Here is a 22486-nt window from a genome sequence, read left to right as displayed (position 1 = left end):
CGGCCGACACCTCCGCACTCCGCCCCTAGCAGGGAAACGGCCCAGCAACCATGCGCACCGCACTCGTCATCGGCACCGGTCTGATCGGCACCTCCGCCGCCCTCGCGCTCGCCTCGCGCGGCGTCCGCGTGCACCTGAGCGACCGCGATCCGGAGCACGCCCGTACGGCCGCCGCCCTGGGCGCGGGCACGGCGGACGCGCCCCAGGGGCCCGTCGACCTGGCGGTACTGGCCGTGCCGCCCGCCTACATCGCCGAGACGGTGGCCGACGCGCAGCGCCGCGGCCTGGCGCGCGGCTACCTCGACGTCGGCAGCGTCAAGGGCGGCCCGCGCCGTGAGCTGCGCGCCGCCGGGGGCGACCTGAGCAGCTACCTGGGCACGCACCCCATGTCCGGGCGGGAGAAGTCCGGTCCGCTGGCGGCGACGGCGGACCTGTTCGAGGGGCGTCCGTGGGTGCTCACGCCCACCCCCGAGACGGACACCGAGGTCCTCAACCTCGCGCTGGAGCTGGTCGCGCTGTGCCGGGCGGTGCCGGTGATGATGGACGCCGACGCGCACGACCGCGCCGTCGCGCTCGTCTCGCACACCCCGCAGCTCCTCTCCAGCATGGTGGCGGCCCGGCTGGAGTCGGCCGACGAGACCGCGGTACGCCTGTGCGGCGCCGGCATGCGCGACGTGACCCGCATCGCCGCCTCCGACCCCGCCATGTGGGTCGAGATCCTCGCCGCCAACCCGGGCCCGGTGGCCGACGTCCTGGCGGCGCTGGCGGACGACCTGGACGCGGCCGTACGGTCGCTGCGCGCGCTGGAGTCCGCGGACGAGGAGAAGCGCGGCACCGGGGTGCTCGGTATCGAGGACGTGCTGCGGCGCGGCAACGCGGGCCGCGCCCGGGTGCCGGGCAAGCACGGCCAGGCCCCGGCCGCCTACGAGACGGTGGCGGTGCTCATCAGCGACCGTCCCGGCGAGCTGACCCGGATCTTCGCGGACGCCGGAGCGGCGGGCGTCAACATCGAGGACGTGCGCATCGAGCACGCGACCGGCCAGCAGGCCGGTCACGTCCAGCTGATGGTGGAGCCGAGCGCGGTACCCGCGCTGACCGCCGCCCTGCGGGAGCGCGGCTGGGCGATGCGCCCGCAGTGACGGCGCCGGCGCCGCCCCGCGCCGCCGCCGGTACGGCGGGCCACCGGGGCGCCGGGGGCGCCCGCGCAGCCGGTAACCTTGTGCGGGGCCCGTCGGCCCGTACTCCCGTGTTTCGAGAAAGGTGTCCGCCACCGTGCAAACCGCCCCGGTCCCCGTCATCGTCGCCATCGACGGCCCCTCCGGCACGGGCAAGTCCAGCACCTCGCGGGCCGTGGCCTCGGCGCTGGGGCTGAGCTACCTCGACACGGGGGCGCAGTACCGGGCGATCACCTGGTGGATGCTGAGCAACGGCGTCGACGTACGGGACGCGGCCGCCGTCGCCGCCGCCGCCGGCAAGCCCGTGATCGCCTCCGGCACGGACCCGGCCGAGCCCACCATCACCGCCGACGGCGCCGACGCGGCCGGGCCCATCCGCACCCAGGAGGTCACCGCGGCGGTCAGCGCCGTCAGCGCCGTGCCCGAGGTCCGCGCCCGCATCACCGAGCTGCAGCGCGGCATCGCGGCCCAGGCGCACCACGGCATAGTGGTCGAGGGCCGGGACATCGGGACGACGGTCCTGCCGGACGCCGACCTCAAGGTCTTCCTCACCGCCTCGCCCGAGGCGCGGGCGGCCCGGCGCAGCGGGGAGCTGGGCGGCAAGGACGCCGCGGACCTCTCGGCGACGCGGGACGCGCTGCTGCGCCGGGACACCGCCGACTCCAGCCGGAAGACCTCCCCGCTGAAGAAGGCGGACGACGCCGTCGAGGTGGACACCACGCAGCTGACCTTGGAGCAGGTCATCGAGTGCGTGGTGACCCTCGTCGAAGAGAAGCAGCTGGCCAGGTGAGCGAAAGGGCCCCCAGCGCGCGCGGTGCCGCCACCGGGCGCCGGATCGGTATCGGCGTGGTGCACGGCCTGTGGCGGCCCCGGGTGCTCGGGGCCTGGCGGGTGCCCTCGCACGGTGCGGCGATCCTCGCGGTGAACCACTCGCACGCCGTGGACGGCCCGATGGTGCTGGGCACGGCACCGCGGCCGGTGCACTTCCTGGTCAAGCAGGAGGCCTTCACCGGTCCGCTCGACCCCTTCCTGCGCGCGATCGGCCAGCTGGAGGTGGACCGCTCCCGGGCGGACCGCGCCGCGGTCGGGCGCGCGCTGGCGGTCCTCGCGGGCGGGGGTGTGCTGGGGATCTTCCCGGAGGGCACCCGGGGCGGGGGCGACTTCGCCGAGCTGCGCGGCGGGCTGGCGTATTTCGCACTACGGTCGGGAGCGCCCGTCGTGCCGGTGGCGGTGCTGGGCAGCAAGGAGCGGCCGAGCCGGGTCGCCGGTGGGCTGCCGAGGTTCCGCGCCCGTGTCGACGTCGTCTTCGGTGACGCCTTCACCGCGGGGGACGGCAGCGGGCTCCGTACGCGCAGGACCCTGGACGCCGCGACCGCGCGCATCCAGGAGCGGCTGACCGGGCACCTGGCCGAGGCCAGGCAGCTCACCGGCCGCTGAACCGGCTTGCCCGCAGGCCCTGCCCGACCAGCCTTGTCGGACCGGCCGCGGGACCGGCCATCCGCGAACAGACGTGAACAGCGAACGAGGACGAGACTTCATGAACGACCAGATCCAGTCCGGCGACGGCCACGAGCACGGTGAGCTCGGCGACGCCGAGTACACGGAGTTCATGGAGCTAGCCGCGGAAGAGGGCTTCGACGCGGCCGAGGTGGAGGGCGCGCTCGGCGAGGCCGGGCACGGGCCGCTGCCGGTGCTCGCCGTCATCGGCCGCCCCAACGTCGGCAAGTCGACTCTGGTGAACCGCATCATCGGGCGCCGCGAGGCCGTCGTCGAGGACCGGCCGGGGGTCACCCGCGACCGGGTGACCTACGAGGCGGAGTGGGCGGGCCGCCGCTTCAAGCTCGTCGACACCGGCGGCTGGGAGCAGGACGTCCTGGGCATCGACGCCTCGGTCGCCGCGCAGGCGGAGTTCGCGATCGAGGCCGCCGACGCGGTCGTCTTCGTGGTGGACGCCACGGTCGGCGCCACCGACACCGACGAGGCCGTGGTCAAACTGCTGCGCCGGGCGGGCAAGCCGGTCGTCCTGTGCGCCAACAAGGTGGACGGGCCCTCCGGCGAGGCGGACGCCGCGTACCTGTGGTCGCTGGGCCTGGGCGAGCCCCAGCCGGTGTCGGCGCTGCACGGGCGCGGCACCGGGGACATGCTGGACGAGGTGCTGCGCGTGCTGCCCGACGCGCCCGCCCAGACCTTCGGCGAGGCCCTCGGCGGCCCGCGCCGCGTCGCGCTGATCGGCCGTCCCAACGTCGGCAAGTCCTCCCTGCTGAACAAGGTGGCGGGGGAGGACCGGGTCGTCGTCCACGACGTGGCCGGCACCACCCGCGACCCGGTCGACGAACTGATCGAACTGGGCGGGAAGACCTGGAAGTTCGTGGACACGGCGGGCATCCGGCGCCGCGTGCACCTCCAGGAGGGCGCCGACTACTACGCCTCGCTGCGCACCGCCGCCGCGCTGGAGAAGGCGGAGGTCGCGGTCGTCCTGGTGGACGTCAGCGAGTCGATCAGCGTGCAGGACCTGCGGATCATCAGCATGGCCGTGGACGCGGGGCGGGCGCTCGTGCTGGCCTACAACAAGTGGGACACCCTCGACGAGGAGCGCCGCTACTACCTGGAGCGCGAGATCGAGCGGGACCTGGTGCAGGTCCAGTGGGCGCCGCGGGTCAACGTCTCGGCGCGCACGGGACGGCACATGGAGAAGCTGGTACCGGCCATCGAGACGGCGCTGGAGGGCTGGCAGACCCGGGTGCCGACGGGGCGGCTGAACGCCTTCCTCGGCGAGATCGTGGCCTCGAACCCGCACCCGGTGCGCGGCGGCAAGCAGCCGCGCATCCTCTTCGGCACCCAGGCCGGGACGAAGCCGCCGCGCTTCGTGCTGTTCGCCTCCGGCTTCCTGGAGGCGGGCTACCGGAGGTTCATCGAACGGCGGCTGCGCGAGGAGTTCGGCTTCGAGGGCACGCCCCTCCACCTGTCGGTGCGGGTGCGGGAGAAGCGCGGGAAGAAGAAGTAGCCGAGCGGGTGGCGACCGCGCCGCACCCCGGCCCGCGGGCCGGGGAGGCGGTGCCGGAGCGCCCGCCCGGCCCGTCACCCGCCGTAGCGGTTGCCGTCGCGCGGGGCGGGTGGCAGCGCGGGCAGCGGGCCGCCGCGCCGCCGGGCCAGGGCGCCCCAGGTCCCGGTGCCGGTGCCGTGGACGGTGCTGAACCGCTCGAACCGCAGCTCCTCCTCGCCGGAGCGGTCACCGGGCAGCGCCCGGAAGAGCCGCTGGTACTCGGCGTAGAGGCTGTCGTAGATCGGCGTGCTGGAGGCGTGGGCCGAGGCGTGGGCCGAGGCGTACGGCGGCGGGTACGCGGGCGCGTACGGCGGGGAGTACGGCGGACTGCCGGCCTGGCCGCTGTAGGGCGGCCTCATGCCGGGCACCTGGACGTGCCGGTGGTGCCGGGCGCGGGAGGGTTCGTAGGGCTGCACGACAGGTCAAACGACTTCGCCGCCCGGCGGATGCGGTGCCGGGCGGCGAATGACCTGTTCGCCAGGAAATCGCCGGTGCGGGTAGCCCTGCGGACGGATGTCCGGGCCGTCCTCCGGGCCGGGCGCGCCCCTCGCGCGGCCCGGAGTGTGCGTGTGCCCTGGTACGCGCGGGCGCTCAGGTCCCGGCGAGCGGCATCGCCACCGCCACCAGCGAGCCGCTGGCGGCGGCCCGCTCCAGCGCCTCCCGCAGCAGGTCCTCGCGGGGCTGCTGCCCGATGGAGCCCGCCGGGGCGGCGTAGACGAGGACGGTGTGGTTCTTGTTCGCCGCGACCCGCCAGCCGTCGGTGACCGACAGCGGCTGGTGCGCCTGCCACCACGAGGTGGGCTGGCCGCCGCCGTGCGCCGACGGCTGGAGGATGCCGTGCAGCTGGCCCATGGCCATCAGCACGGACCAGCCCTCGATCAGCTCGGGCGCCTGCTCGAGGTCGAAGACGGGGCGGAAGCCCTGCTCGATCAGCAGCGGCAGGAAGTCGTCCCCCGGTCCGTGCGAGCCGGGGCGCGCGATCGGGCCGTTCGGCTCGACGACGACGGCCGGGTGCAGCGTGCCGTCGATCAGCACCTGGCCGCAGGTCACCCCGAGCACGGCCTGGCGGGGCGCGGCGCCGGGCGCGGCGGACTGCTCCTGGTCGCCGGTGATCGTGCGGACAGCGCCCTGGAGCTGCTCCTCGGAGACCGGCACCACCTGCGAGGGAATGCAGGTGGCGTGCGCGAAGGCGAGCACCGCGGTCTCCTCTCCCAGGAAGAGCACCGTGCTGGTGCGCTCGCTCGCGGTGTCGCCGGGGGTGCGGCACGACGTGCAGTCGTAGCTGCCCGGGGCGTTCTCCCCGGCGAGCAGCCGGGCGGCTTCTGCGTCGCCGATCTCGGCGCGTACGTCGTTGCTGACGTCGAGCATGGGGGGCACGGGGGACTCCTGGCTTCTTGCGCGTTCGGTGGTGCCGGACGCCGGTGCGGTGTCGGGATTCTGTGCAGGGCCTAACGGGTGGAGGCGTTCGCGGTCACGCGTACGGGGCCCGGAATCGGCGCCGCGCGGTGCGCGCCCCTGTGCCGACCGGGTGGGCACCGGCGGCGCGCGCGGCGCGGTTGGCCGGATTGCGGGGTGGGGTGTGCCTAGCGTGTGCCGATGTCGCAGATGTGTGTTCGTATGCGTGCCGGAGTCGTCGTCGTGGCCGCTGTGGCCGCCGCGCTGCTACCCGTCGTCCCGGCCAACGCCACTTCCTCCGATACCAACACCGGGGCCGGAGCCGGCTCCGGACCCGGCCTGAGACCCGGCTCGGGGCCTGCCCAGCCGCACGCCTGTGCGGAGCACGGCTGGCCCTGGGGCTGTGTGGCCCAGTGCGAGAGCAGCGGTGACTGGGACGCCAACACCGGGAACGGCTACTACGGCGGGCTCCAGTTCTGGCAGCCGACCTGGGAGGCGTACGGCGGGCAGGAGTTCGCCGCCCGCGCCGACCTGGCCACCCCCGAGCAGCAGATCGAGATCGCCGACCAGGTGCTGGCCGCACAGGGCTGGGGTGCCTGGCCGGTGTGCTCGGCGCGCTACGGGCTCACCGGCCGGGAGGGCGCGGGCGGCGGCCAGGAGACCCCGCCCGCCGAGAGCGCTCCGGGAGGCCCGGCGAGCCAGCAGGGCCAGCAGGGCCAGCAGGGTCAGGAGAGCCCGCAGGTCCGCCAGAGCCCGGAGCCCGCAGCCCCCCAGGCGCCGCAGAGCCCCCCGGCAGCCCCCGCCGCCCCGGAGTCCGGCGCGAGCCGCACCCACGTCGTACGGGAGGGGGACACGCTGTACGAGATCGCACAGCGGTACGGCGTCCCCGGCGGCTGGCAGGCGCTGCGCGACACCAACCGGGACGTGGTGCCCCAGGACCCGCGGCGGCTCCAGATCGGCACGGAGCTGACCGTCCCGGCGGACGCCGCCCCCGCGACGGCGAAGTGATCGCCCGGGTTCCCCCCATCCGCTCACAATGTCAGAACCATTCCAGTACAAGCTGGTGAAAGAGGCCAACCCCGGCCTGGTGAACGGGGTCTACCCGGGTGTCAGGCGTGCAGTGGGAACTGGACGCGAGGCTCCGTGAAACCTGGGGAAAATGCGTAACTCACCACGATTCCGCCCGGCCCGCCCGGTTCGTCTCCTCCGTTTCCGGGCGGGCACGGGGCGCCGGAGATGAGCGGACGGAAGAGACCCGGCACAGCGGCACCCGCGCCCTCGGGTCCGCGCGCCGACTGCACCGCGGACTCCGCGGGCGGGCTCACCTTCGACCTCGCGCTGCCCGACGGCAAGGAGCGCTGGGACGCCGCGCTGCTGCTCCACCGGCGCGGCGACGGCCCCGGCGGAGCGACTGGCGCGCAGGAGGACGAGGGCGCCGTACGGCTGCCGCTGTTCCCCTTCGGCCAGGGCAGGCTGCGCGCCGCGCTGCCCAGCACCATGACGCTCACCGAGGGGCGCTGGGACGCGTACGTGGCGCTGGGTGACGGCCTGCCGCAGCGGTTGCGCCCGGGGGCCAGCGATCTGGGCCCGCTCGTCGAACGGGTGCCCGGTACCCACCGCAGCTGGCTGGGCGTCCGCGTCCCCTACACCACCCGGCACGGCGGCCTCGCCGTCCGCGCCTGGCTGCGCTGGCCGCACGCCGAGGTGACCGCGCTGAGCACCGGGGACGGCTGCCTGACCGTGCGCGGGCAGCTGTACGGGGCGGTGCTGGCGGGCGGTGCCGCGCTGGAGGCCCGACCGCGGCAGCCGGACCGCACGCCGGTGTACGCGCCCGCGGCCGCTCCGTCCGGCGCCCGCCCGGGTACGGAGGAGGGCGACAGCTTCCACTGCGCGCTGCCCCTGGCCGAACTGTCCCGGGCGGGGGCGGGGGAGTGGGACCTGTGGCTGCACCCCTCGGGGAGCGCCGACCGCGAGAGCGGCGCCGAGCAGGTGGACCGTCCCGTACGCGTCGCCCGCATTCTCGACGACGCCCCGGACAAGCGCCACACGGTCAGCTATCCGCCGTGCCCGATCCCGGACGGCACCGCCACGCCCTACTACACGCCTGACAACGACCTGGCGGTGACGGTGGCGGCGGCCGGCGGCTGAGCTGCCCCGCTGCCCTGCCCGGCGTCCGAGGTTCCGCCGGGTATTGCGGACCGAAGCCGTCCGCAGTGGGTGGCAGACTCGGAGGATGTTGGAGACCTCGGCACGTCTGCTGCGCCTGCTCTCGCTGCTCCAGGCACACCGCGAGTGGTCGGGGAGCGACCTCTCGGAGCGGCTCGGCGTCACCCCGCGCACCGTGCGCCGCGACGTCGACCGCCTGCGCAACCTCGGGTACCCGGTCCACTCGACCACCGGCACCGCGGGCGGCTACCGGCTGGGCGCGGGCGCCGAGCTGCCGCCCCTCCTGCTGGACGACGAGGAGGCTGTGGCCGTCGTCGTCGGCCTGCGCGGCGCGGCGAGCGGCAACGGAGTGCGGGGCATCGAGGAGGCTTCCGCCCAGGCCCTCGCCAAGCTGGAGCAGGTGCTGCCCCACCGGCTGCGCCGCCGGGTCGGCGCGCTCAACGCCTACACGGTGCCGATGACCCGCGGGCGCACCGGCCCCGCCGCCGACGCGGAGACCATCTCCGTGCTGGCGCACGCCTGCCGGGACCACGAGCGGCTGCGTTTCGAGTACCTCTCGTACGGCGGCGGCACGACGCGCCGCACCGCCGAGCCCCACCGGCTCGTGAGCACCACGCACAGGTGGTACCTGGTGGCCTGGGACGTGGACCGTGCGGACTGGCGTACCTTCCGGGCCGACCGCATCACCCTCCGGCCCCCGCACGGCCCGCGCTTCACCCCGCGCCCGCCGCCCGCCGAGGACCTGGCGGCGTGGGTCTCCGAGGGGGTGTCCATGCGGGTGTACCCGGAGCAGGCCACGGTCCTGCTGCACGCCCCCATCGAACGGGCGGCGGAGCGGGTGCCGCTCACCGCGGGGACGCTGGAGACCGTCGACGAGCACAGCTGCCTGCTGCGTACGGGCGCGCACGGACTCGACGCCATGGCGATCCATCTGGTGATGCTCGGCCTCGACTTCGAGGTGCGGGAGCCAGCCGCGCTGACGGAGCACATCCGCGCCGTACGGGACCGGCTCTCCCGCGCGCTGGGCGACCAGCCGCGCCCCGGGGCGGGCGGTTCCAGGAGCGTGCCGCAGCCGCAATGACCGGGCCGGGCGGCCCTCGCCGCCGGGACCGAATCGCCGTGTGCAATACCCGCGGGTGTCCGCGGGGACGGAATTCCACCGCCTGTCAATTGCCCCCGGCAGGCCGGTGCGCCGGATTCTCCGCACGTAATAGGACGAGCACAAAAGACGTCGGCCGTGGAGTTCATAACCCGGAAGAGGGACCGGGTGCTGTGACAGAAGTGTGACGCGGCGCCGATACGGCCAGGACTTCCGGGTGCCCGGCTCCAGGCCGTACGGTGACTGCCATGGCACCCGATTCCGCAGACTCCGACTTCCCCCCGGACGACCTCGACAGCTATGTCGGCCTCCCCGCCGGCGCCGCGGAGCAGCGGGCCCGGGAACAGGGCTGGACGACGGTGCGCGCCCTCTCCCCGGACGCGATCATCACCATGGAGTACCTCTCCGGGCGGCTCAACCTCGCCGTGCAGGACGGTGCCGTGGTGCGCTGCTGGAAGGGCTGAGCCTCCCCGTAGGCCGTCCCGGGCCGTGCGGCCGTGGCCCCGGCGCCCGAGCAAGGGCGCCGGGGCCGGTGCGCGGGGAGTGGAGTGTGCGTACCGTCCCCGCGGCCCGGGTGCCGCGAGCGCGCCCCGGCGGGCCCGGTGGAGCGCCTGCGGCTACTTTCCGCGCGGGCCCAGCGGTGCGGTGCGCGGCGGCCCCGCGCGCTCGCCGCCGGGGCGGCGGCTGCCGATGCCCCGCTCGGCGCGTACGGGGTGGCGCGGCGTGTGGTGCCCCCGGGCCGTGGCGGGGGAGGCGGTGCCGGTGCCGGGACCGGCCCCCGTACCGCCGCCGTCCTCGCCCGGCTGCGGATCGTCGCCCGCGGGCGCGCCCGGGGTGTTCCGGGTGGCCAGCGGCGGGCCGGACGGGGCGGCCAGCGGGGTGAGCGGGGCCGGTGTGCGCCATCCGGAGAGGGCCCGGCGCAGGCGCTCGCGGTGGTCGAGGAGGAACACCTCGGCGCGGGCGATGGACGGCTCGCACCAGGGGAGCCCCAGCAGGATGACCAGCCCGGCGGCCCAGCCCAGCAGCACGTCGCTCACCCAGTGGGTGCCGAGGTAGACCGTGGTGGCGCCGACGCCCAGCGCGAAGAAGGCGGCGACCACGGACAGCAGCCGCCGGGCGCGCGGCGTGGTGGCGAGATAGGCCAGGATGCCCCAGGTCACGACCGCGTTGGCGGTGTGGCCGGAGGGAAATATGTCACCGCCGGCGAAGAGTTCGGCGGAACCGACCTCGGTGGCGTAGTGCGGACCGAGCCGGCCGAGGCCGATCTTGACGGCGCCGACGGAGACGTTGAGCAGCAGCAGCGACGTGCCCAGTACCAGCAGCGGCCGGGGGGTGCGCTGCCGCCAGGAGCGCCAGCCGAGCCAGGCCGCGACCAGCACCGCGGTCGGTGCGCGCTGGCCGAGCACCACGAAGTAGTCCAGGAACGCGTGGAACTCGGGCCACTGCTTGTACGGACGGAAGAGCATCACCTGCCAGTCCACCCGCACCAGCTGGCTCTTCACCAGCACGGCGGCGACGATGACCGCGTACAGCGCCACAGTCGAGCCGAACAACCACTTCCGGGTTCGGCTCATCCGCGGGACACCGCGGTTGCTCGGTCGCTCAGGCTCTTGCTCCAGCCTGGCGAGGATTCGCTCGGTACGCACCCAATCGACGTTACAACGCGTCCGAGAGGCCAACGTACAACTCACCGTATTTGTGATGACGATGTGATGTGGAGTGGCCGCCTCAGCGGCTTTATCCCGGATATCGGGATCGCTTATCCCATGCTTAGACCGGACACTGGACACCGGTCGGCCTGCTCCGCGCATAGCAGCCCCATACGCCGGGCTTCCGTTCCGCATTTCGGTGCGCTTTGCGTGGCGCCTATCGCACAGACTACGGATTTCGTTCACCGCTCCTTAAGGCGGAATTCCCTCCTCGCTTCCCGGCCCTCCGGGGCGCGCCGCCGGGCACTCCGGCGCACCTGGCACGACCTCGGGTGCCCCTACCAGCAGCATACGAACATCTGTCCCGGCCGGTGTCCTGGCGGTGCCCTCCGCCGCCCGTTCACCCGTGAAGGTGAGACGCGCCACTCGAACGCCTCCGGGACTCGCGTACGCTGACGCCCACTCGTACCCCCTGCCGGGCCGGGCGGCGCGCACGGGCGCCCCGGCTCTCCCCACGGCACGGTGAGGCGCGGGTGCAAGAGGAGGTGCGCACATGTCAGGGACGACCACGGCCGGTGCCCGGGAGGCGGCGGACGCCTCCCCGCCGCGACCCGGCTTGTCCCCGGCGGAGGGGCCCGCGAACCGGTGGACCGTCCTGGTGGTCCTCTGCGCGAGCCTGCTGCTCGTCGCTCTCGACGCCACCGTGCTGCACGTCGCGGTCCCCGCGGTCTCCGCCGACCTGCGCCCCGGCTCGAGCCAGCTGCTCTGGATCGTCGACGTCTACCCACTGGTCTGCGCCGCACTGCTGATCCTCTTCGGCACGCTGGGGGACCGGATCGGGCGGCGGCGCGTGCTGCTGTTCGGCTACGCCCTCTTCGCGCTCGCCTCGGCGCTCGCCGCGTACGCGCAGACCCCCGAGATGCTCATCATGGCCCGCGCGCTGCTCGGCGTCGGCGGCGCGATGATCATGCCCGCCACCCTCTCGATACTGCGCCAGGTCTTCCCCGACCGCCGTGAGCGGGCGCTGGCCGTCGGGATCTGGAGCGCGGTCGCGGCGGTCGGCGCCGCCGTCGGACCGCTCTTCGGCGGGCTGCTCCTGGAGCACTTCTGGTGGGGTTCCGTCTTCCTGATCAACCTCCCGCTGATGGCCGCGAGCCTGCCGCTGGGCCGCTGGCTGCTGCCCGAGTCGACCAGCGGCGCCGAGGGCCCGTGGGACGTGCTGGGCGCCCTGCTGGCCGCCTGCGGCCTCTTCGGCGTCATATACGGGGTCAAGTCGGCGGGCACCGGCGAGGTGTTCTCCGTGCACACGCTGCTGCCGCTGGCGGCCGGTGCCGCGCTGCTGGTGCTGTTCGTACGGCGCCAGCGCCGCCGCCCGTACCCGCTCATCGACATGGCGGCCATCGCGCGCCCCGCCTTCGGCACCGCCGTGGGCTGCATCGTGCTCACCGTGCTGGCGCTGGTCGGGCTCGCCCTGATCGCCGCCCAGTACCTCCAGCTCGTGCTGGGCCTCTCCCCGCTGGAGACCGGTCTGCGGCTGCTGCCGCTCTCGGTCGCCGCGGTGGCGGCCGGGCTCGCCGGGTCGTGGATGCTCCACCGGCTGGGGCCGCGCCTGATGGTCGCGCTCGGCTTCGTGGTCACCGCCTTCGCCGTGCTGCTGCTGACCGGTGTCGGGCAGGAGGACCGCCCGGTGCTGCTGATCGGCGGCTTCGTGCTGCTCGGTTTCGGGCTGGAGACGACGCTCTTCGGCTGCTACGAGTCGATGCTCAGCGAGTCCCCGGCGGACCAGGCGGGCTGCGCGGCGGCGGTCGGCGAGACCGCGTACCAGCTGGGCGCGGGGATCGGCATCGCGCTGCTCGGCAGCGTCATGAACGCCACCTACGCGCCCGGCGTACGCGGCCTCGACGGCGTCCCGGCCGAGGCCAGCGGCGACGCGAGCCACTCGCTCGGCGAGGCGTACGGGGTGGCCTCCCGCCTCGGGGAACCCGCTGGTGACGCGCTGCTGCTCGCGGCGCGTGAGTCGTTCGTGCACGGCATGCACATGACCCTGGCGGTCAGTGCGGTGCTGCTGCTGCTCGGCGCCGTCGCCGCGCTGCGGCTGCCGGGCGCCGTGGACTGCGGCCGTCGCGCGGAGCAGGTGCCGCCGCGCCCCGCCGGTCCGCCGCCGCCGGCCAGGCCGGCGGTGCCCGCCCAGCCCACGGCCGCCGCCGCGCCCGACCAGCGGCAGGGCGACCAGCGGCAAGGCTCCGTCTTGTCCGGCGGGATCTCCCAGCCGTAGCGTCGCCCCGTACCACGACGAGCACCGCAGCCCGCCCACCCGGAGGACCGTATGTCCGCGAGACCCGCGCCGCCGCCCTTCGACCCCGCCGACCCGCTCGGCCTCGACGACCTGCTCGCCCCGGAGGACCTGGCGGTGCGCGACACCGTGCGCGCCTGGGCCGCCGACCGCGTGCTGCCCCACATCGCCGACTGGTACGAGCGCGGCGAGCTGCCCGGCCTGCGCGAACTGGCCCGCGAGCTGGGCGGCCTGGGCGCCCTGGGCATGTCCCTGACCGGTTACGGCTGCGCGGGCGCGAGCGCCGTGCAGTACGGGCTGGCCTGCCTGGAACTGGAGGCCGCCGACTCCGGCATCCGCTCGCTGGTCTCCGTGCAGGGATCGCTGGCCATGTACGCGATCCACCGCTTCGGCAGCGAGGAGCAGAAGCGCCGGTGGCTGCCCCCGATGGCCGCCGGCGAGGTCATCGGCTGCTTCGGCCTGACCGAGCCGGACCACGGTTCGGACCCGGCGGGCATGCGCACCCACGCTCGGCGGGACGGCACCGACTGGGTGCTCAACGGCCGCAAGATGTGGATCACCAACGGTTCGGTGGCCGGTGTGGCCGTCGTCTGGGCGCGGACGGACGAGGGCATCCGCGGCTTCGCCGTGCCGACCGGCACCGCGGGCTTCACCGCCCCGGAGATCAAGCACAAATGGTCCCTGCGCGCCTCGGTGACCAGCGAACTGGTGCTGGAGGACGTACGGCTGCCCGCCGACGCCCTGCTGCCGGAGGCCAGGGGCCTGGGCGGCCCGCTCAGCTGTCTGAGCCACGCGCGCTACGGCATCGTCTGGGGAGCCATGGGCGCCGCCCGCGCCAGCTTCGAGGCGGCGCTGGACTACGCGCGCACCCGCGAGCAGTTCGACCGGCCGATCGGCGGCTTCCAGCTCACCCAGGCCAAGCTCGCCGACATGGCCGTGGAACTGCACAAGGGCATCCTGCTCGCGCACCATCTCGGCCGGCGGATGGACGCGGGGCGGCTGCGCCCCGAGCAGGTGAGCTTCGGCAAGCTGAACAACGTGCGGGAGGCCATCGCCATCTGCCGCACGGCGCGCACCGTCCTGGGTGCGAACGGGATCTCCCTGGAGTACCCCGTGATGCGGCACGCCACCAACCTGGAGTCGGTGCTGACGTACGAGGGCACGACGGAGATGCACCAACTGGTGCTCGGCAAGGCGCTCACCGGGCTCGACGCCTTCCGGTGAGCACCCCCGCGGGCCGCCGCCCGCCCCGCGCGGTACGCGGCGCGGCGTCGGCCGCGGGGGGACTCAGCTCTGGTTGAAGAACCCGCCCTGGGTGGCGCGGCGCTCCTCACCGTTGACGATCTTGTACTCGGCCGGGGTCAGCAGGAACACCCGCGTCGCCACCCGCTCGATGGAGCCGTGCAGCCCGAAGGTCAGGCCTGCGGCGAAGTCCACGACCCGCTTGGCGTCGGACGACTCCATCGCGGTGAGGTTCACGATCACCGGCACGCCGTCCCGGAACAGCTCCCCGATCCCGCGCGCGTCCCGGAACCCGTCCGGGGTCACCGTCGCGATCCGGGTGCCCTGGCCCTGGGCGGCTTCGGCCGTCACCCGGATTCGCGGGTCTGTCACCCACGGCTCGCGAGCGGCGTCGCCGGGCTCCGGTCCCTCGGCGTAGTCGTCGTCGTAGTAACGCATCTCGCTGTCGTCGACGAGGCCCAGCCAGGCACTCGCCTTGCGCACCGATCCCATGGACGCCTCCTCTCCTCTGCGTGCGGCGGCGAAAGTGTCCGATGGCGGCACCGCCGCGGGGTCCGCAGTCCTATCGTCGTGCATGAGGCGGATGATGTGCCAAGTGGATTGCCACCGGGGATGTGATTCGTGACGTTTCTGGTGCACAGCATATGGCGCCGGATCAGGGACGTTCCCGTGCACGGATGGTGACGGAGAGCCAGATCGGGTCCCTCCCGCCGGACGGGTGGCCACCGGGGACAGACGGGTGAGCAGGGCACTCGCCGCACCCCGGGCACCGTCCGCCCCCGCCGCCCGGGTGCGCCGGTCCGCCGGGGAGCGGGACGACAGTCAGCCCTTAGGGTGATCCGGCAGCGGCCCGGGGGTGGTCCCGCGGGCCGGCCAGGAGACGGGGGAGTGGTGTTCGGAATCGTCAGGCCCTGCCGCCATCGGCTGAGCGAGGGCATGCACACGGAGTGGATGGCCCATCTGTGCGGACTCTGCCTCGCACTCCGGGCGGACCACGGCCAGTTCGCCAGGATGGCCACCAACTACGACGGGCTCGTCATCTCCGTCCTCACCGAGGCCCAGTCGGTGCGGACGGCGGCCGGCCGCCGCACGGCCGGGCCCTGTCCGCTGCGCGGCATGCGCACCGCCCGGATCGCGCAGGGGGAGGGTGCCCGGCTGGCCGCGTCGGTCTCGCTCGTGCTGGCCTCGGCCAAGACGCGGGACCACATAGCCGACCGGGACGGGCTGCTGGCCCGCAGGCCGGTGGCCGCCGCCGCCCGCCGGATGGCCACCGGCTGGGACCGGGCGGGGGCGCGTACGGGCGGGGCGCTCGGTTTCGACACGGCGGTGCTGGGTGCCGCGGTGGACCGGCAGCCCGCCGTCGAAGCGGCCACGGGGCCGGGTGACTCGCTCCTGGCCGTCACCGAGCCCACCGAGACGGCCACCGCCGCCGCCTTCGCGCACACCGCGGTGCTGGCGGGCCGCCCTGGCAACGCCGCGCCGCTGGCCGAGGCCGGGCGCCTCTTCGGCCGACTCGCCCATCTGCTGGACGCGGTGGAGGACCTGACGGCCGATGAGCGGACGGGCAGCTGGAACCCGGTCGCCGTCACCGGCACGCCGCTGCCCGAGGTACGGCGGCTGTGCGACGACGCCGCGCACGGCGTGCGGCTGGCACTGCGCGACGCCGAGTTCGTCGACGGGAAGCTGGCCCACCTGCTGCTCGCGCACGAACTGCCGCGCGCGGTCGACCGCGCCTTCGGCACCAGCTGCGCGCACGGCGCACCGGGGCCCCACGGCGGCAGCCCGTACGCGCCGCCGGGCGGGCCGCACGGGAACCCGTACGGGGGCGATCCCCACGGCGGCAACCCGTACGGGCCCGACGGCTCCGGCGGGGACGGCGGCAGGCCGGGCGGGCGCGGGCTGCTCGCGGGCTGCGGCGCCTTCCTGGGGCTGTGCTGCACCTGCCGGATGTGCTGTGCGGAGGAGTACCAGGGGCCCTGGAGCGGCCGGAACCGGCCGGGCTGCTGCCAGGCGTGTGAGTGCTGTGAATGCTGCGAGTGCTGTCAGTGCTGCGACTGCGGGCTCTGAGCCGCGGTCTCCGAGCTGCGGACCTGCCGCGCAGCGTCCGGCGGTCCGCAGGCTCGACCGGGAACGCCTCCAGGGTTACCTTTGGGGGTATACCGGACTTTGGGGGCCGTCAAGGTCTTGGAGCTGGTCGTGGCCGGGCTCTCCGGCGGCGCGGTGTACGTGCTGGCGGCGGCGCGCGTGGTGAAGCAGTTCGAACGCGGGCTCGTCTTCCGCCTCGGGCGGCTGCGGGGCGAAGTCAAGCAGCCCGGGTTCACCATGATCCTTCCGGCCGTGGACCGGCTCCAGAAGGTCAACATGCAGGTCGTGACCTTGCCGGTGCCCGCACAGGAGGGCATCACCCGGGACAACGTCACCGTCCGGGTGGACGCCGTCGTCTACTTCAAGGTCGTCGACCCGGCGGACGCGATCATCCGGGTCGAGGACTACCGCTTCGCGGTCTCCCAGATGGCGCAGACGGCGCTCCGCTCGATCATCGGCAAGAGCGAGCTGGACGACCTCCTCTCCAACCGGGAGAAGCTCAACCAGGGCCTTGAGCTGATGATCGACAGCCCGGCTGTGGAGTGGGGCGTGACGATCGACCGGGTGGAGATCAAGGACGTCTCGCTGCCCGAGACGATGAAGCGGTCGATGGCCCGGCAGGCGGAGGCGACCCGCGACCGGCGCGCCCGGGTCATCAACGCGGACGCGGAACTGCAGGCTTCCAAGAAGCTCGCGCAGGCGGCGGAGGCGATGTCCGAGACCCCGGCCGCGCTCCAGTTGCGACTGCTCCAGACCATCGCCTCGGTGGCGACGGAGAAGAACTCCACGCTGGTCCTGCCCTTCCCGGTCGAGCTGCTGCGCTTCCTGGACCGCTCCCAGCAGGGAGCGCCGGGGGCGTCCGGCGTTCAGGGGGCGCCGGGGGTACGGGTGCGGCGCGTGCCGTCCGGGGAGGCGGCCGACGCCGAGGAGGCCGACGCGGGCCCCGGGGTGCCCGGGGTGACGGAGGCGCTCGAGGCGCTCGAACTGCTCAAGTCGGCTGACCCGGCCGCCCTCGGCGCGCTGGTGGACGACGCCGCTCCCGCTGCTCCGGCGGCGGTGGAGCCGGCCGAGGCAGAGGGTGCGGCGGAGGACGCGGAGGACGCGGAGAAGGATCGGCGTCCCACCGGGAAGGGCGGTTCCGGGCGGACATCTGTGCCCGAACCGCCGGAAAATACCCCGGAATCCGGAGTCTGACGGGCAGTTAACGGACACATCTCTCCGTCCGCCCTTGTGTGTTAACCGTCGTTCGCGCAATACTCGGCGCGCAAGTTGGCATGGACGCGCCTTTCTTCGTCTGTACCGGGCCGCGTCCGTACTTCCTCCGGGCACGCTCTGACTCGGGCGTGCTCAACCCCCCACAGGAGGCTGAGAGTTGAGAGAGCACCGTCGAATATCCAAGCGTCGTACGGCCATCGCCGGAGTCGGCGTGGCCGCGCTCGTCGCCGGCGTCATGACGCTGTCGAACGCCAATGCCGCGGAAACCCCCGCGGCTGACACGCTGTCGCAGACCGCGGCCAGCACCCTCGCCCAGGACCTGGTGGCCGACATCAAGGGCGACGGGGGCGCGTACTACGACGCCGACGCGAAGAAGCTCGTCGTCAACGTCGTGGACGGCGCAGCCAAGGAGAAGGTCGAGGCCGCGGGCGCCGAGGCCAAGATGGTCGACCACTCCATGGCCGAGCTGACCTCCGTCAAGAAGGCCCTCACCGAGAACGACGTGACGGGTACCTCGCGGGCGGTGGACCCCAAGACCAACAAGGTGGTCATCACCGCCGACAAGACGGTCAGGGGCGCCGCGCTGGCGAAGCTCAAGAAGCAGGTCGCGGCGCAGGACGGCAAGGCCGTACTCAAGCGCACGGCCGGCGAGTTCACCACCAAGCTGTCGGGCGGCGACGCCATCTGGGGCTCCGGCTCCCGGTGTTCGCTCGGCTTCAACGTCACGGTGAACGGCCAGCCCGGCTTCCTGACCGCCGGGCACTGCACCAACGCGGTCGCCAGCTGGTCCGACTCGCAGGGCGGCCAGGAGGTCGCGGCGACCGAGGGCGGCAGCTTCCCGGGCGACGACTACGGCCTGGCGATGTACTCGGCCGACACACCGCACCCCAGCGAGGTGAACCTGTACAACGGCAGCACCCAGGCCATCTCCGGCGCGGGTGAGGCGACCGTCGGCCAGACCGTCCAGCGCAGCGGCAGCACCACGCAGCTGCACGACGGGGAGGTCCTGGCGGTCGACGCCTCCGTGTCCTACCCCGAGGGCACGGTCGACGGACTGATCCACACAAACGTGTGCGCGGAGCCCGGCGACAGCGGCGGCGCGCTCTTCGCGGGTGACGAGGCGCTCGGCCTGACCTCCGGCGGCAGCGGCGACTGCTCCTCCGGCGGCGAGACCTACTTCCAGCCCGTGGGAGAGGCCCTCCAGGCGTACGGCGCGCAGATCGGCTAGACGGTCCGGACCGACTGGATGGTTCTTCCGTCCGACCGGACCACAGCGTTCAACCCCCCACGCAGCACAGCCCCCGGGAGAGATCCTGGGGGCTGTGCTGTCTCTGCTGCGCCGTCTTCGCTGTGCGCGGTGACCGCCGGGCGTCAGCCCGCCTCGGCCGCCACCAGCTCCGCGATCTGCACGGCGTTGAGCGCCGCGCCCTTGCGGAGGTTGTCGTTGGAGAGGAAGAGGGACAGGCCGTGCTCCACCGTCTCGTCCCCGCGGATGCGGCCGACGTAGCTCGCGTCCCGGCCCGCGGCCTGGAGGGGGGTGGGGATGTCCGACAGCTCGACGCCCGGCGCCTCCGCGAGCAGCTCACGCGCCCGCTGCGGGCTCAGCGGCCGCTCGAAGCGCGCGTTGACCTGGAGTGAGTGGCCGGAGAAGACGGGGACGCGCACACAGGTGCCCGAGACCTTCAGACCGGGGATGTCCAGGATCTTGCGGCTCTCGTGCCGCAGCTTCTGCTCCTCGTCGGTCTCGTCCAGGCCGTCGTCCACGATCGAGCCCGCCAGCGGCAGCACGTTGAAGGCGATCGGCCGCTTGAACTTCACCGGCTCCGGGAAGTCCACCGCGTCGCCGTGGAAGGCGAGCCTGCTCGCGTCGCTCTCCACCGCCTTGCGCGCCTGCTCGTCCAGCTCCGCCACCCCGGCCAGACCGCTGCCGGAGACCGCCTGGTACGTCGCCACGACCAGGGAGGTCAGCCCGGCCTCGGCGTGCAGCGGGCGCAGCACGGGCATCGCGGCCATGGTGGTGCAGTTCGGGTTGGCGATGATGCCCTTGGGGCGCTGCCGCGCGGCCTGCGGGTTGACCTCGGAGACGACCAGCGGCACCTCCGGGTCGAGCCGCCAGGCGGAGGAGTTGTCGATCACGACGGGGCCCTGCGCGGCCACCGTCTCCGCGATCGCCCGCGAGGTCGCGCCGCCCGCGGAGAAGAGGACGATGTCCAGTGCGGAGTAGTCGGCCTCGGCCGCGTCCTCGACGGTGACCTCGCCGTCCTGCCACGGCAGCGTACGCCCGGCGCTGCGGGCCGAGGCGAACAGCCGCAGCTGGGTGACCGGGAACTTCCGCTCGGCCAGAATCTCGCGCATCACGCTGCCGACCTGACCGGTCGCTCCGACGATCCCGATCCTCATGGGGCTCCTTCTCCTCGTTCGTACGCTGGCGCGCTCGCTTGTGTCCTTGTGCCTGTACTTCCCCTACCCTGCCCTGCTCCGGCTACGGTCGCCAAACTCTTTGACCTGGGTCACACTCCCGGCCCCACCCCGGTGCGGCCGTCCCGCGGGCCGAAGGCGGCGAGCGCGTCCTCCGCGCTGTTCCGGGCCCGCAGGTACTCCGCCGCCCACTCCGCGGCGTCCGGGAAGCCCGACTCGGCCGCGATCCGGGCGCAGGCCGCGTCCAGGTCGTAGCGCGTGCGGCGCAGGCTCACCGCGTCCCCCGGACCGAGCAGTGCCCAGTGCGCGCCGGAGCGGCCGTACGGCATGCCGACGCTGCCCGGATTCACCGCAAGCAGCCCGTGCGTGAGCCGGACGTACGGCATGTGCGTGTGCCCGCACACGACGGCGGCCACCCCCGGCGACACCTCGGCCAGCACCTCCGCCCAGCGTGCCGGGCGCGAGTCGACGAGCACCACCTCCTCGTCGTCGCGCGGCGTCGCGTGGCAGAACAGCACCCGCCCGAGCCCGCCGACCGTCAGCTCCGCCCCGGCGGGCAGCCCGGCCAGCAGCTCGATCTGGTCCGGGCGCAGCTCCCTGGCCGCCCAGGGCGCGATCGGGTCCGGGATGTCCTCGACCTCCCCGCGCCGGTACTGGACCAGCTCCCGGTCGGCGTTGCCGCTGATCCACACGGCACGCTCGCCGAGCGTGCCCAGCAGGTCGAGCGTCGCGGCGGGCAGCGGACCGGCGGCGAGATCGCCGGCCAGCACGACGCGGTCGGCGTTTCGTACGGCGGGCTCGGCGAGCACCGCCTCCAGTGCGGGCAGCACGCCGTGGATGTCGGAGAGGACAGCGATCGTGCGGTACGGCGGTGCGCCGGCGTGGTCGTTCATGCGGCCCAGCTTCGCCCCGCGCCCGCCGTGGACGCGACGCTTTTCACCCCGGGCGATCACCGGCCGCCCGGCGCAAGGCGGGGCAAGGGGGTGCGCCCATGGCAGAGATACGGCTTGAACCGGTCACCGTGGACACCTACGAGGAAGTGTTGCGGCTACGGGTGGCCGAGGGGCAGCAGGACTTTGTGGGTGCGGCTTCCGCGCGACCGGCGAGGTCGACGAGGGCGAGGAGGGCATGGTGCGGGACCTGCCCGGCTGAGGGGCGGCGCGGGCGGTTCGCGGGGCAGAGCGTGCGCGGATCAGAGCCTGAGATGCATGACGTGCAGCCCGACGTAGCCCTGCTCCGGGTGGCGGAAGCCTTCGGGCAGCGTGCCGGTGATCTCGAAGCCGAGTGACTCGTACAGCTTGACGGCGTGCACGTTCGTCGCCACGACGGCGTTGAACTGCATCAGCCGGAAGCCCGCCGCCCGCGCCCACTCCACCGAGTACGCGCACAGCGCCCGGCCCACGCCCCGGCCCGAGTGCTCCGGGTCGACCATATAGCTGGCGCTCGCGACGTGCGAGCTGTTGCCCGTGTGGTTGCGGTTCATCTTGGCGGTGCCCAGGACTTTTCCGGCCTCGTCCACCGCGACGACCGCGCGGTCGGGCGCGGGCAGCAGCCACATCTCGCGGGCCACCGCCTCGGGGAGGTCGGCGGGGTAGGTGAAGGTGTCGCCCGCGGCGGTGATGCGGTGGAAGAACGGCCAGATGGCGGGCCAGTCCGCCGTGGTTGCCTCTCTGATCTGCATCCCCCCAGCATGCGGCACGGGCGTCGTGGTCGAACACCTGCCCCCGGCGAGACCCCGCCGCCCGCCGGGCGGGGTATGGAGTGCCGTCACGCTCATGTGCTACGCCAGCACGGATGGAGCGAGGAATTCAGGGTAATCGTTCGCCGTGGTCACGTGCGCGTACTGCGCGCATCGACCAGCGCATCGAACAGCCGGACAAGCGGCCGTTCGTACCAGACGGCTTTGAAGCCTGCCGCGAATGGCTCGACCTGTCGGCCTTCGATGACCACTCGACAGTGAGTGATCGGATTCCCCATCTGCCATTTCCCGCCGGTCTCGTTGACCAGTACCCGGCCGATGAATGCACCCAGTTCGGCAACGAATTTCTGTTGCAGAAATTCACCTTCGTACTCGATCCGTGGGCGGCGCTGCCCGACAAACAGTGCGTCAAGCGCTGCCAGTGCCGACCGGTCCGGGTGGAGCAGGGCATTCATCCCAGGCTCGGTGTGGTGGTAGACGAGCATCGCCTCGGCTGCGTTTTCGGGGTCGGTGTACGGCTTGTCATGCGGATCGATCGCGGCCAGGTCGGCCAGTCGTGGACGCCATCCGGACGCCTGCCCCTGGTGTGCGTAGACTTCTTCAAAAAGCTGTTCCGCTTCTCGTTCACCTCGCAATGTGCCGGCAGTGGTAAGCAGGCTGGCCAGATCTTCTTCGGGGTGTGACGGTGTGATCAGCGATCGTGCGCCAAGCGGACAGGTGGTGATGGCGTGTCGGTAGTGCTGTTCGGCCGCGACGGAATCACCCATGGTCTCGGTGTATCGGCCCAGCTCGTGATGCGTCACGCTCGCCCAACCAGGCTCGATTCCTTGCACTTCCGACAAGGACCGGCGCAGCAACTCAACGGCGGCAACCTGCCTTTCCGGATCATTCGAGCGGAAGAGAAAGCTCGCCTTGATGCGCATATACCGCCATCTGTTCCACGATTGCCTGCTGTGTCGTATCTTCGTTTCGAAGAGTTTCCGCGCGGCTTCGTTCCAGTCCGCAGA

The 22486-nt window shown here is 73.4% G+C and carries 21 protein-coding genes; 13 read left to right on the top strand and 8 right to left on the bottom strand.

Annotated features, from left to right (window positions below; translation table 11 throughout):
• Window positions 1-50: 50 nt before the first annotated feature.
• The 4 genes from H299_RS0129385 (at window position 51) to der (ending at window position 4179) form a co-directional block, all read left to right on the top strand.
• Complete coding sequence (locus H299_RS0129385) at window positions 51-1139, top strand: prephenate dehydrogenase (RefSeq protein WP_027751349.1); 1089 nt, start codon at window positions 51-53, stop codon at window positions 1137-1139.
• 133 nt (window positions 1140-1272) lie between these two features.
• The gene (gene cmk, locus H299_RS0129380) at window positions 1273-1965 is read left to right on the top strand and encodes a (d)CMP kinase (RefSeq protein WP_486587479.1); all 693 of its coding nucleotides are present in this window, start codon (window positions 1273-1275) and stop codon (window positions 1963-1965) included.
• Window positions 1923-2612 (top strand): lysophospholipid acyltransferase family protein, encoded by a 690-nt coding sequence (locus H299_RS0129375; protein WP_078513137.1) that lies wholly within the window; start codon window positions 1923-1925, stop codon window positions 2610-2612. The genes cmk and H299_RS0129375 overlap by 43 nt, the downstream gene beginning before the upstream one ends.
• A 100-nt stretch (window positions 2613-2712) precedes the next feature.
• Window positions 2713-4179, top strand: coding sequence for a ribosome biogenesis GTPase Der (gene der, locus H299_RS0129370; protein ID WP_027751346.1), 1467 nt, complete (start codon window positions 2713-2715; stop codon window positions 4177-4179).
• A 74-nt stretch (window positions 4180-4253) separates the two neighbouring features.
• Here der and H299_RS40745 read toward each other — a convergent pair whose 3' ends face one another.
• Entirely contained in the window at window positions 4254-4577 is a 324-nt protein-coding gene (locus tag H299_RS40745) for a hypothetical protein (RefSeq protein WP_486587478.1), read from the bottom strand.
• 232 nt (window positions 4578-4809) lie between these two features.
• The gene (locus H299_RS0129360; protein WP_027751345.1) at window positions 4810-5595 is read right to left on the bottom strand and encodes a hypothetical protein; all 786 of its coding nucleotides are present in this window, start codon (window positions 5593-5595) and stop codon (window positions 4810-4812) included.
• A gap of 240 nt (window positions 5596-5835) precedes the next feature.
• Between H299_RS0129360 and H299_RS38755 the strand changes: the two genes are divergently transcribed.
• From H299_RS38755 to H299_RS0129340, 4 genes are all read left to right on the top strand, one after another.
• The gene (locus H299_RS38755; RefSeq protein ID WP_078513136.1) at window positions 5836-6621 is read left to right on the top strand and encodes a LysM peptidoglycan-binding domain-containing protein; all 786 of its coding nucleotides are present in this window, start codon (window positions 5836-5838) and stop codon (window positions 6619-6621) included.
• Between the two features lie 228 nt (window positions 6622-6849).
• Window positions 6850-7761 carry a hypothetical protein gene (locus H299_RS36910; RefSeq protein WP_037761166.1) on the top strand — a complete coding sequence of 304 codons (912 nt, stop codon included), beginning with the start codon at window positions 6850-6852 and terminating at the stop codon, window positions 7759-7761.
• Between the two features lie 85 nt (window positions 7762-7846).
• Window positions 7847-8860 carry a helix-turn-helix transcriptional regulator gene (locus tag H299_RS0129345; RefSeq protein WP_027751343.1) on the top strand — a complete coding sequence of 338 codons (1014 nt, stop codon included), beginning with the start codon at window positions 7847-7849 and terminating at the stop codon, window positions 8858-8860.
• 266 nt (window positions 8861-9126) lie between these two features.
• Entirely contained in the window at window positions 9127-9342 is a 216-nt protein-coding gene (locus tag H299_RS0129340; RefSeq protein ID WP_027751342.1) for an I78 family peptidase inhibitor, read from the top strand.
• Window positions 9343-9495: 153 nt separating this feature from the next.
• Here the strand turns inward: H299_RS0129340 and H299_RS36905 are convergent, their stop codons facing one another.
• Entirely contained in the window at window positions 9496-10452 is a 957-nt protein-coding gene (locus H299_RS36905; protein WP_486587477.1) for a phosphatase PAP2 family protein, read from the bottom strand.
• Between the two features lie 628 nt (window positions 10453-11080).
• On the opposite strand from H299_RS36905, the gene H299_RS0129330 reads away from it, so the two are divergent.
• On the top strand, window positions 11081-12802 hold the full coding sequence (locus H299_RS0129330; RefSeq protein WP_027751341.1) for an MFS transporter: 1722 nt from the start codon (window positions 11081-11083) through the stop codon (window positions 12800-12802).
• Between the two features lie 51 nt (window positions 12803-12853).
• The gene (locus H299_RS0129325) at window positions 12854-14044 is read left to right on the top strand and encodes an acyl-CoA dehydrogenase family protein (RefSeq protein ID WP_027751340.1); all 1191 of its coding nucleotides are present in this window, start codon (window positions 12854-12856) and stop codon (window positions 14042-14044) included.
• Between the two features lie 63 nt (window positions 14045-14107).
• On the opposite strand, the gene H299_RS0129320 is transcribed toward H299_RS0129325, so the two are convergent.
• Window positions 14108-14554: a cell division protein SepF gene (locus H299_RS0129320; protein ID WP_027751339.1), complete on the bottom strand. Its 447-nt coding sequence runs from the start codon at window positions 14552-14554 to the stop codon at window positions 14108-14110.
• Between the two features lie 399 nt (window positions 14555-14953).
• Between H299_RS0129320 and H299_RS0129315 the strand changes: the two genes are divergently transcribed.
• From H299_RS0129315 to H299_RS0129305, 3 genes are all read left to right on the top strand, one after another.
• Window positions 14954-16129, top strand: coding sequence for a DUF5685 family protein (locus H299_RS0129315; protein ID WP_027751338.1), 1176 nt, complete (start codon window positions 14954-14956; stop codon window positions 16127-16129).
• 99 nt (window positions 16130-16228) lie between these two features.
• Window positions 16229-17341 (top strand): slipin family protein, encoded by a 1113-nt coding sequence (locus tag H299_RS36900; protein WP_078513135.1) that lies wholly within the window; start codon window positions 16229-16231, stop codon window positions 17339-17341.
• Window positions 17342-17573: 232 nt separating this feature from the next.
• The gene (locus H299_RS0129305; protein ID WP_037761162.1) at window positions 17574-18590 is read left to right on the top strand and encodes a S1 family peptidase; all 1017 of its coding nucleotides are present in this window, start codon (window positions 17574-17576) and stop codon (window positions 18588-18590) included.
• 143 nt (window positions 18591-18733) lie between these two features.
• Here the strand turns inward: H299_RS0129305 and H299_RS0129300 are convergent, their stop codons facing one another.
• From H299_RS0129300 to H299_RS39765, 4 genes are all read right to left on the bottom strand, one after another.
• The gene (locus tag H299_RS0129300; protein WP_027751336.1) at window positions 18734-19762 is read right to left on the bottom strand and encodes an aspartate-semialdehyde dehydrogenase; all 1029 of its coding nucleotides are present in this window, start codon (window positions 19760-19762) and stop codon (window positions 18734-18736) included.
• Between the two features lie 110 nt (window positions 19763-19872).
• Entirely contained in the window at window positions 19873-20673 is an 801-nt protein-coding gene (locus tag H299_RS0129295; RefSeq protein WP_051262958.1) for a metallophosphoesterase family protein, read from the bottom strand.
• 299 nt (window positions 20674-20972) lie between these two features.
• Window positions 20973-21461: a GNAT family N-acetyltransferase gene (locus H299_RS0129290; protein WP_027751334.1), complete on the bottom strand. Its 489-nt coding sequence runs from the start codon at window positions 21459-21461 to the stop codon at window positions 20973-20975.
• A gap of 149 nt (window positions 21462-21610) precedes the next feature.
• Complete coding sequence (locus tag H299_RS39765; protein ID WP_158692408.1) at window positions 21611-22402, bottom strand: hypothetical protein; 792 nt, start codon at window positions 22400-22402, stop codon at window positions 21611-21613.
• Window positions 22403-22486: the final 84 nt, after the last annotated feature.

Source organism: Streptomyces sp. CNH287 (assembly GCF_000424825.1).
This window is presented reverse-complemented; position numbering and strand designations above follow the sequence as displayed.

Coding starts and splice junctions, on each gene's coding strand:
- H299_RS0129385 (WP_027751349.1), top strand. CDS start 51: ATGCGCACCGCACTCGTCATCGGCACCGGTCTGATCGGCACCTCCGCC.
- der (WP_027751346.1), top strand. CDS start 2,713: ATGAACGACCAGATCCAGTCCGGCGACGGCCACGAGCACGGTGAGCTC.
- H299_RS40745 (WP_486587478.1), bottom strand. CDS start 4,577: ATGAGGCCGCCCTACAGCGGCCAGGCCGGCAGTCCGCCGTACTCCCCG.
- H299_RS38755 (WP_078513136.1), top strand. CDS start 5,836: ATGCGTGCCGGAGTCGTCGTCGTGGCCGCTGTGGCCGCCGCGCTGCTA.
- H299_RS36910 (WP_037761166.1), top strand. CDS start 6,850: ATGAGCGGACGGAAGAGACCCGGCACAGCGGCACCCGCGCCCTCGGGT.
- H299_RS0129345 (WP_027751343.1), top strand. CDS start 7,847: ATGTTGGAGACCTCGGCACGTCTGCTGCGCCTGCTCTCGCTGCTCCAG.
- H299_RS0129340 (WP_027751342.1), top strand. CDS start 9,127: ATGGCACCCGATTCCGCAGACTCCGACTTCCCCCCGGACGACCTCGAC.
- H299_RS36905 (WP_486587477.1), bottom strand. CDS start 10,452: ATGAGCCGAACCCGGAAGTGGTTGTTCGGCTCGACTGTGGCGCTGTAC.
- H299_RS0129330 (WP_027751341.1), top strand. CDS start 11,081: ATGTCAGGGACGACCACGGCCGGTGCCCGGGAGGCGGCGGACGCCTCC.
- H299_RS0129325 (WP_027751340.1), top strand. CDS start 12,854: ATGTCCGCGAGACCCGCGCCGCCGCCCTTCGACCCCGCCGACCCGCTC.
- H299_RS0129320 (WP_027751339.1), bottom strand. CDS start 14,554: ATGGGATCGGTGCGCAAGGCGAGTGCCTGGCTGGGCCTCGTCGACGAC.
- H299_RS0129300 (WP_027751336.1), bottom strand. CDS start 19,762: ATGAGGATCGGGATCGTCGGAGCGACCGGTCAGGTCGGCAGCGTGATG.
- H299_RS0129295 (WP_051262958.1), bottom strand. CDS start 20,673: ATGAACGACCACGCCGGCGCACCGCCGTACCGCACGATCGCTGTCCTC.
- H299_RS0129290 (WP_027751334.1), bottom strand. CDS start 21,461: ATGCAGATCAGAGAGGCAACCACGGCGGACTGGCCCGCCATCTGGCCG.
- H299_RS39765 (WP_158692408.1), bottom strand. CDS start 22,402: ATGCGCATCAAGGCGAGCTTTCTCTTCCGCTCGAATGATCCGGAAAGG.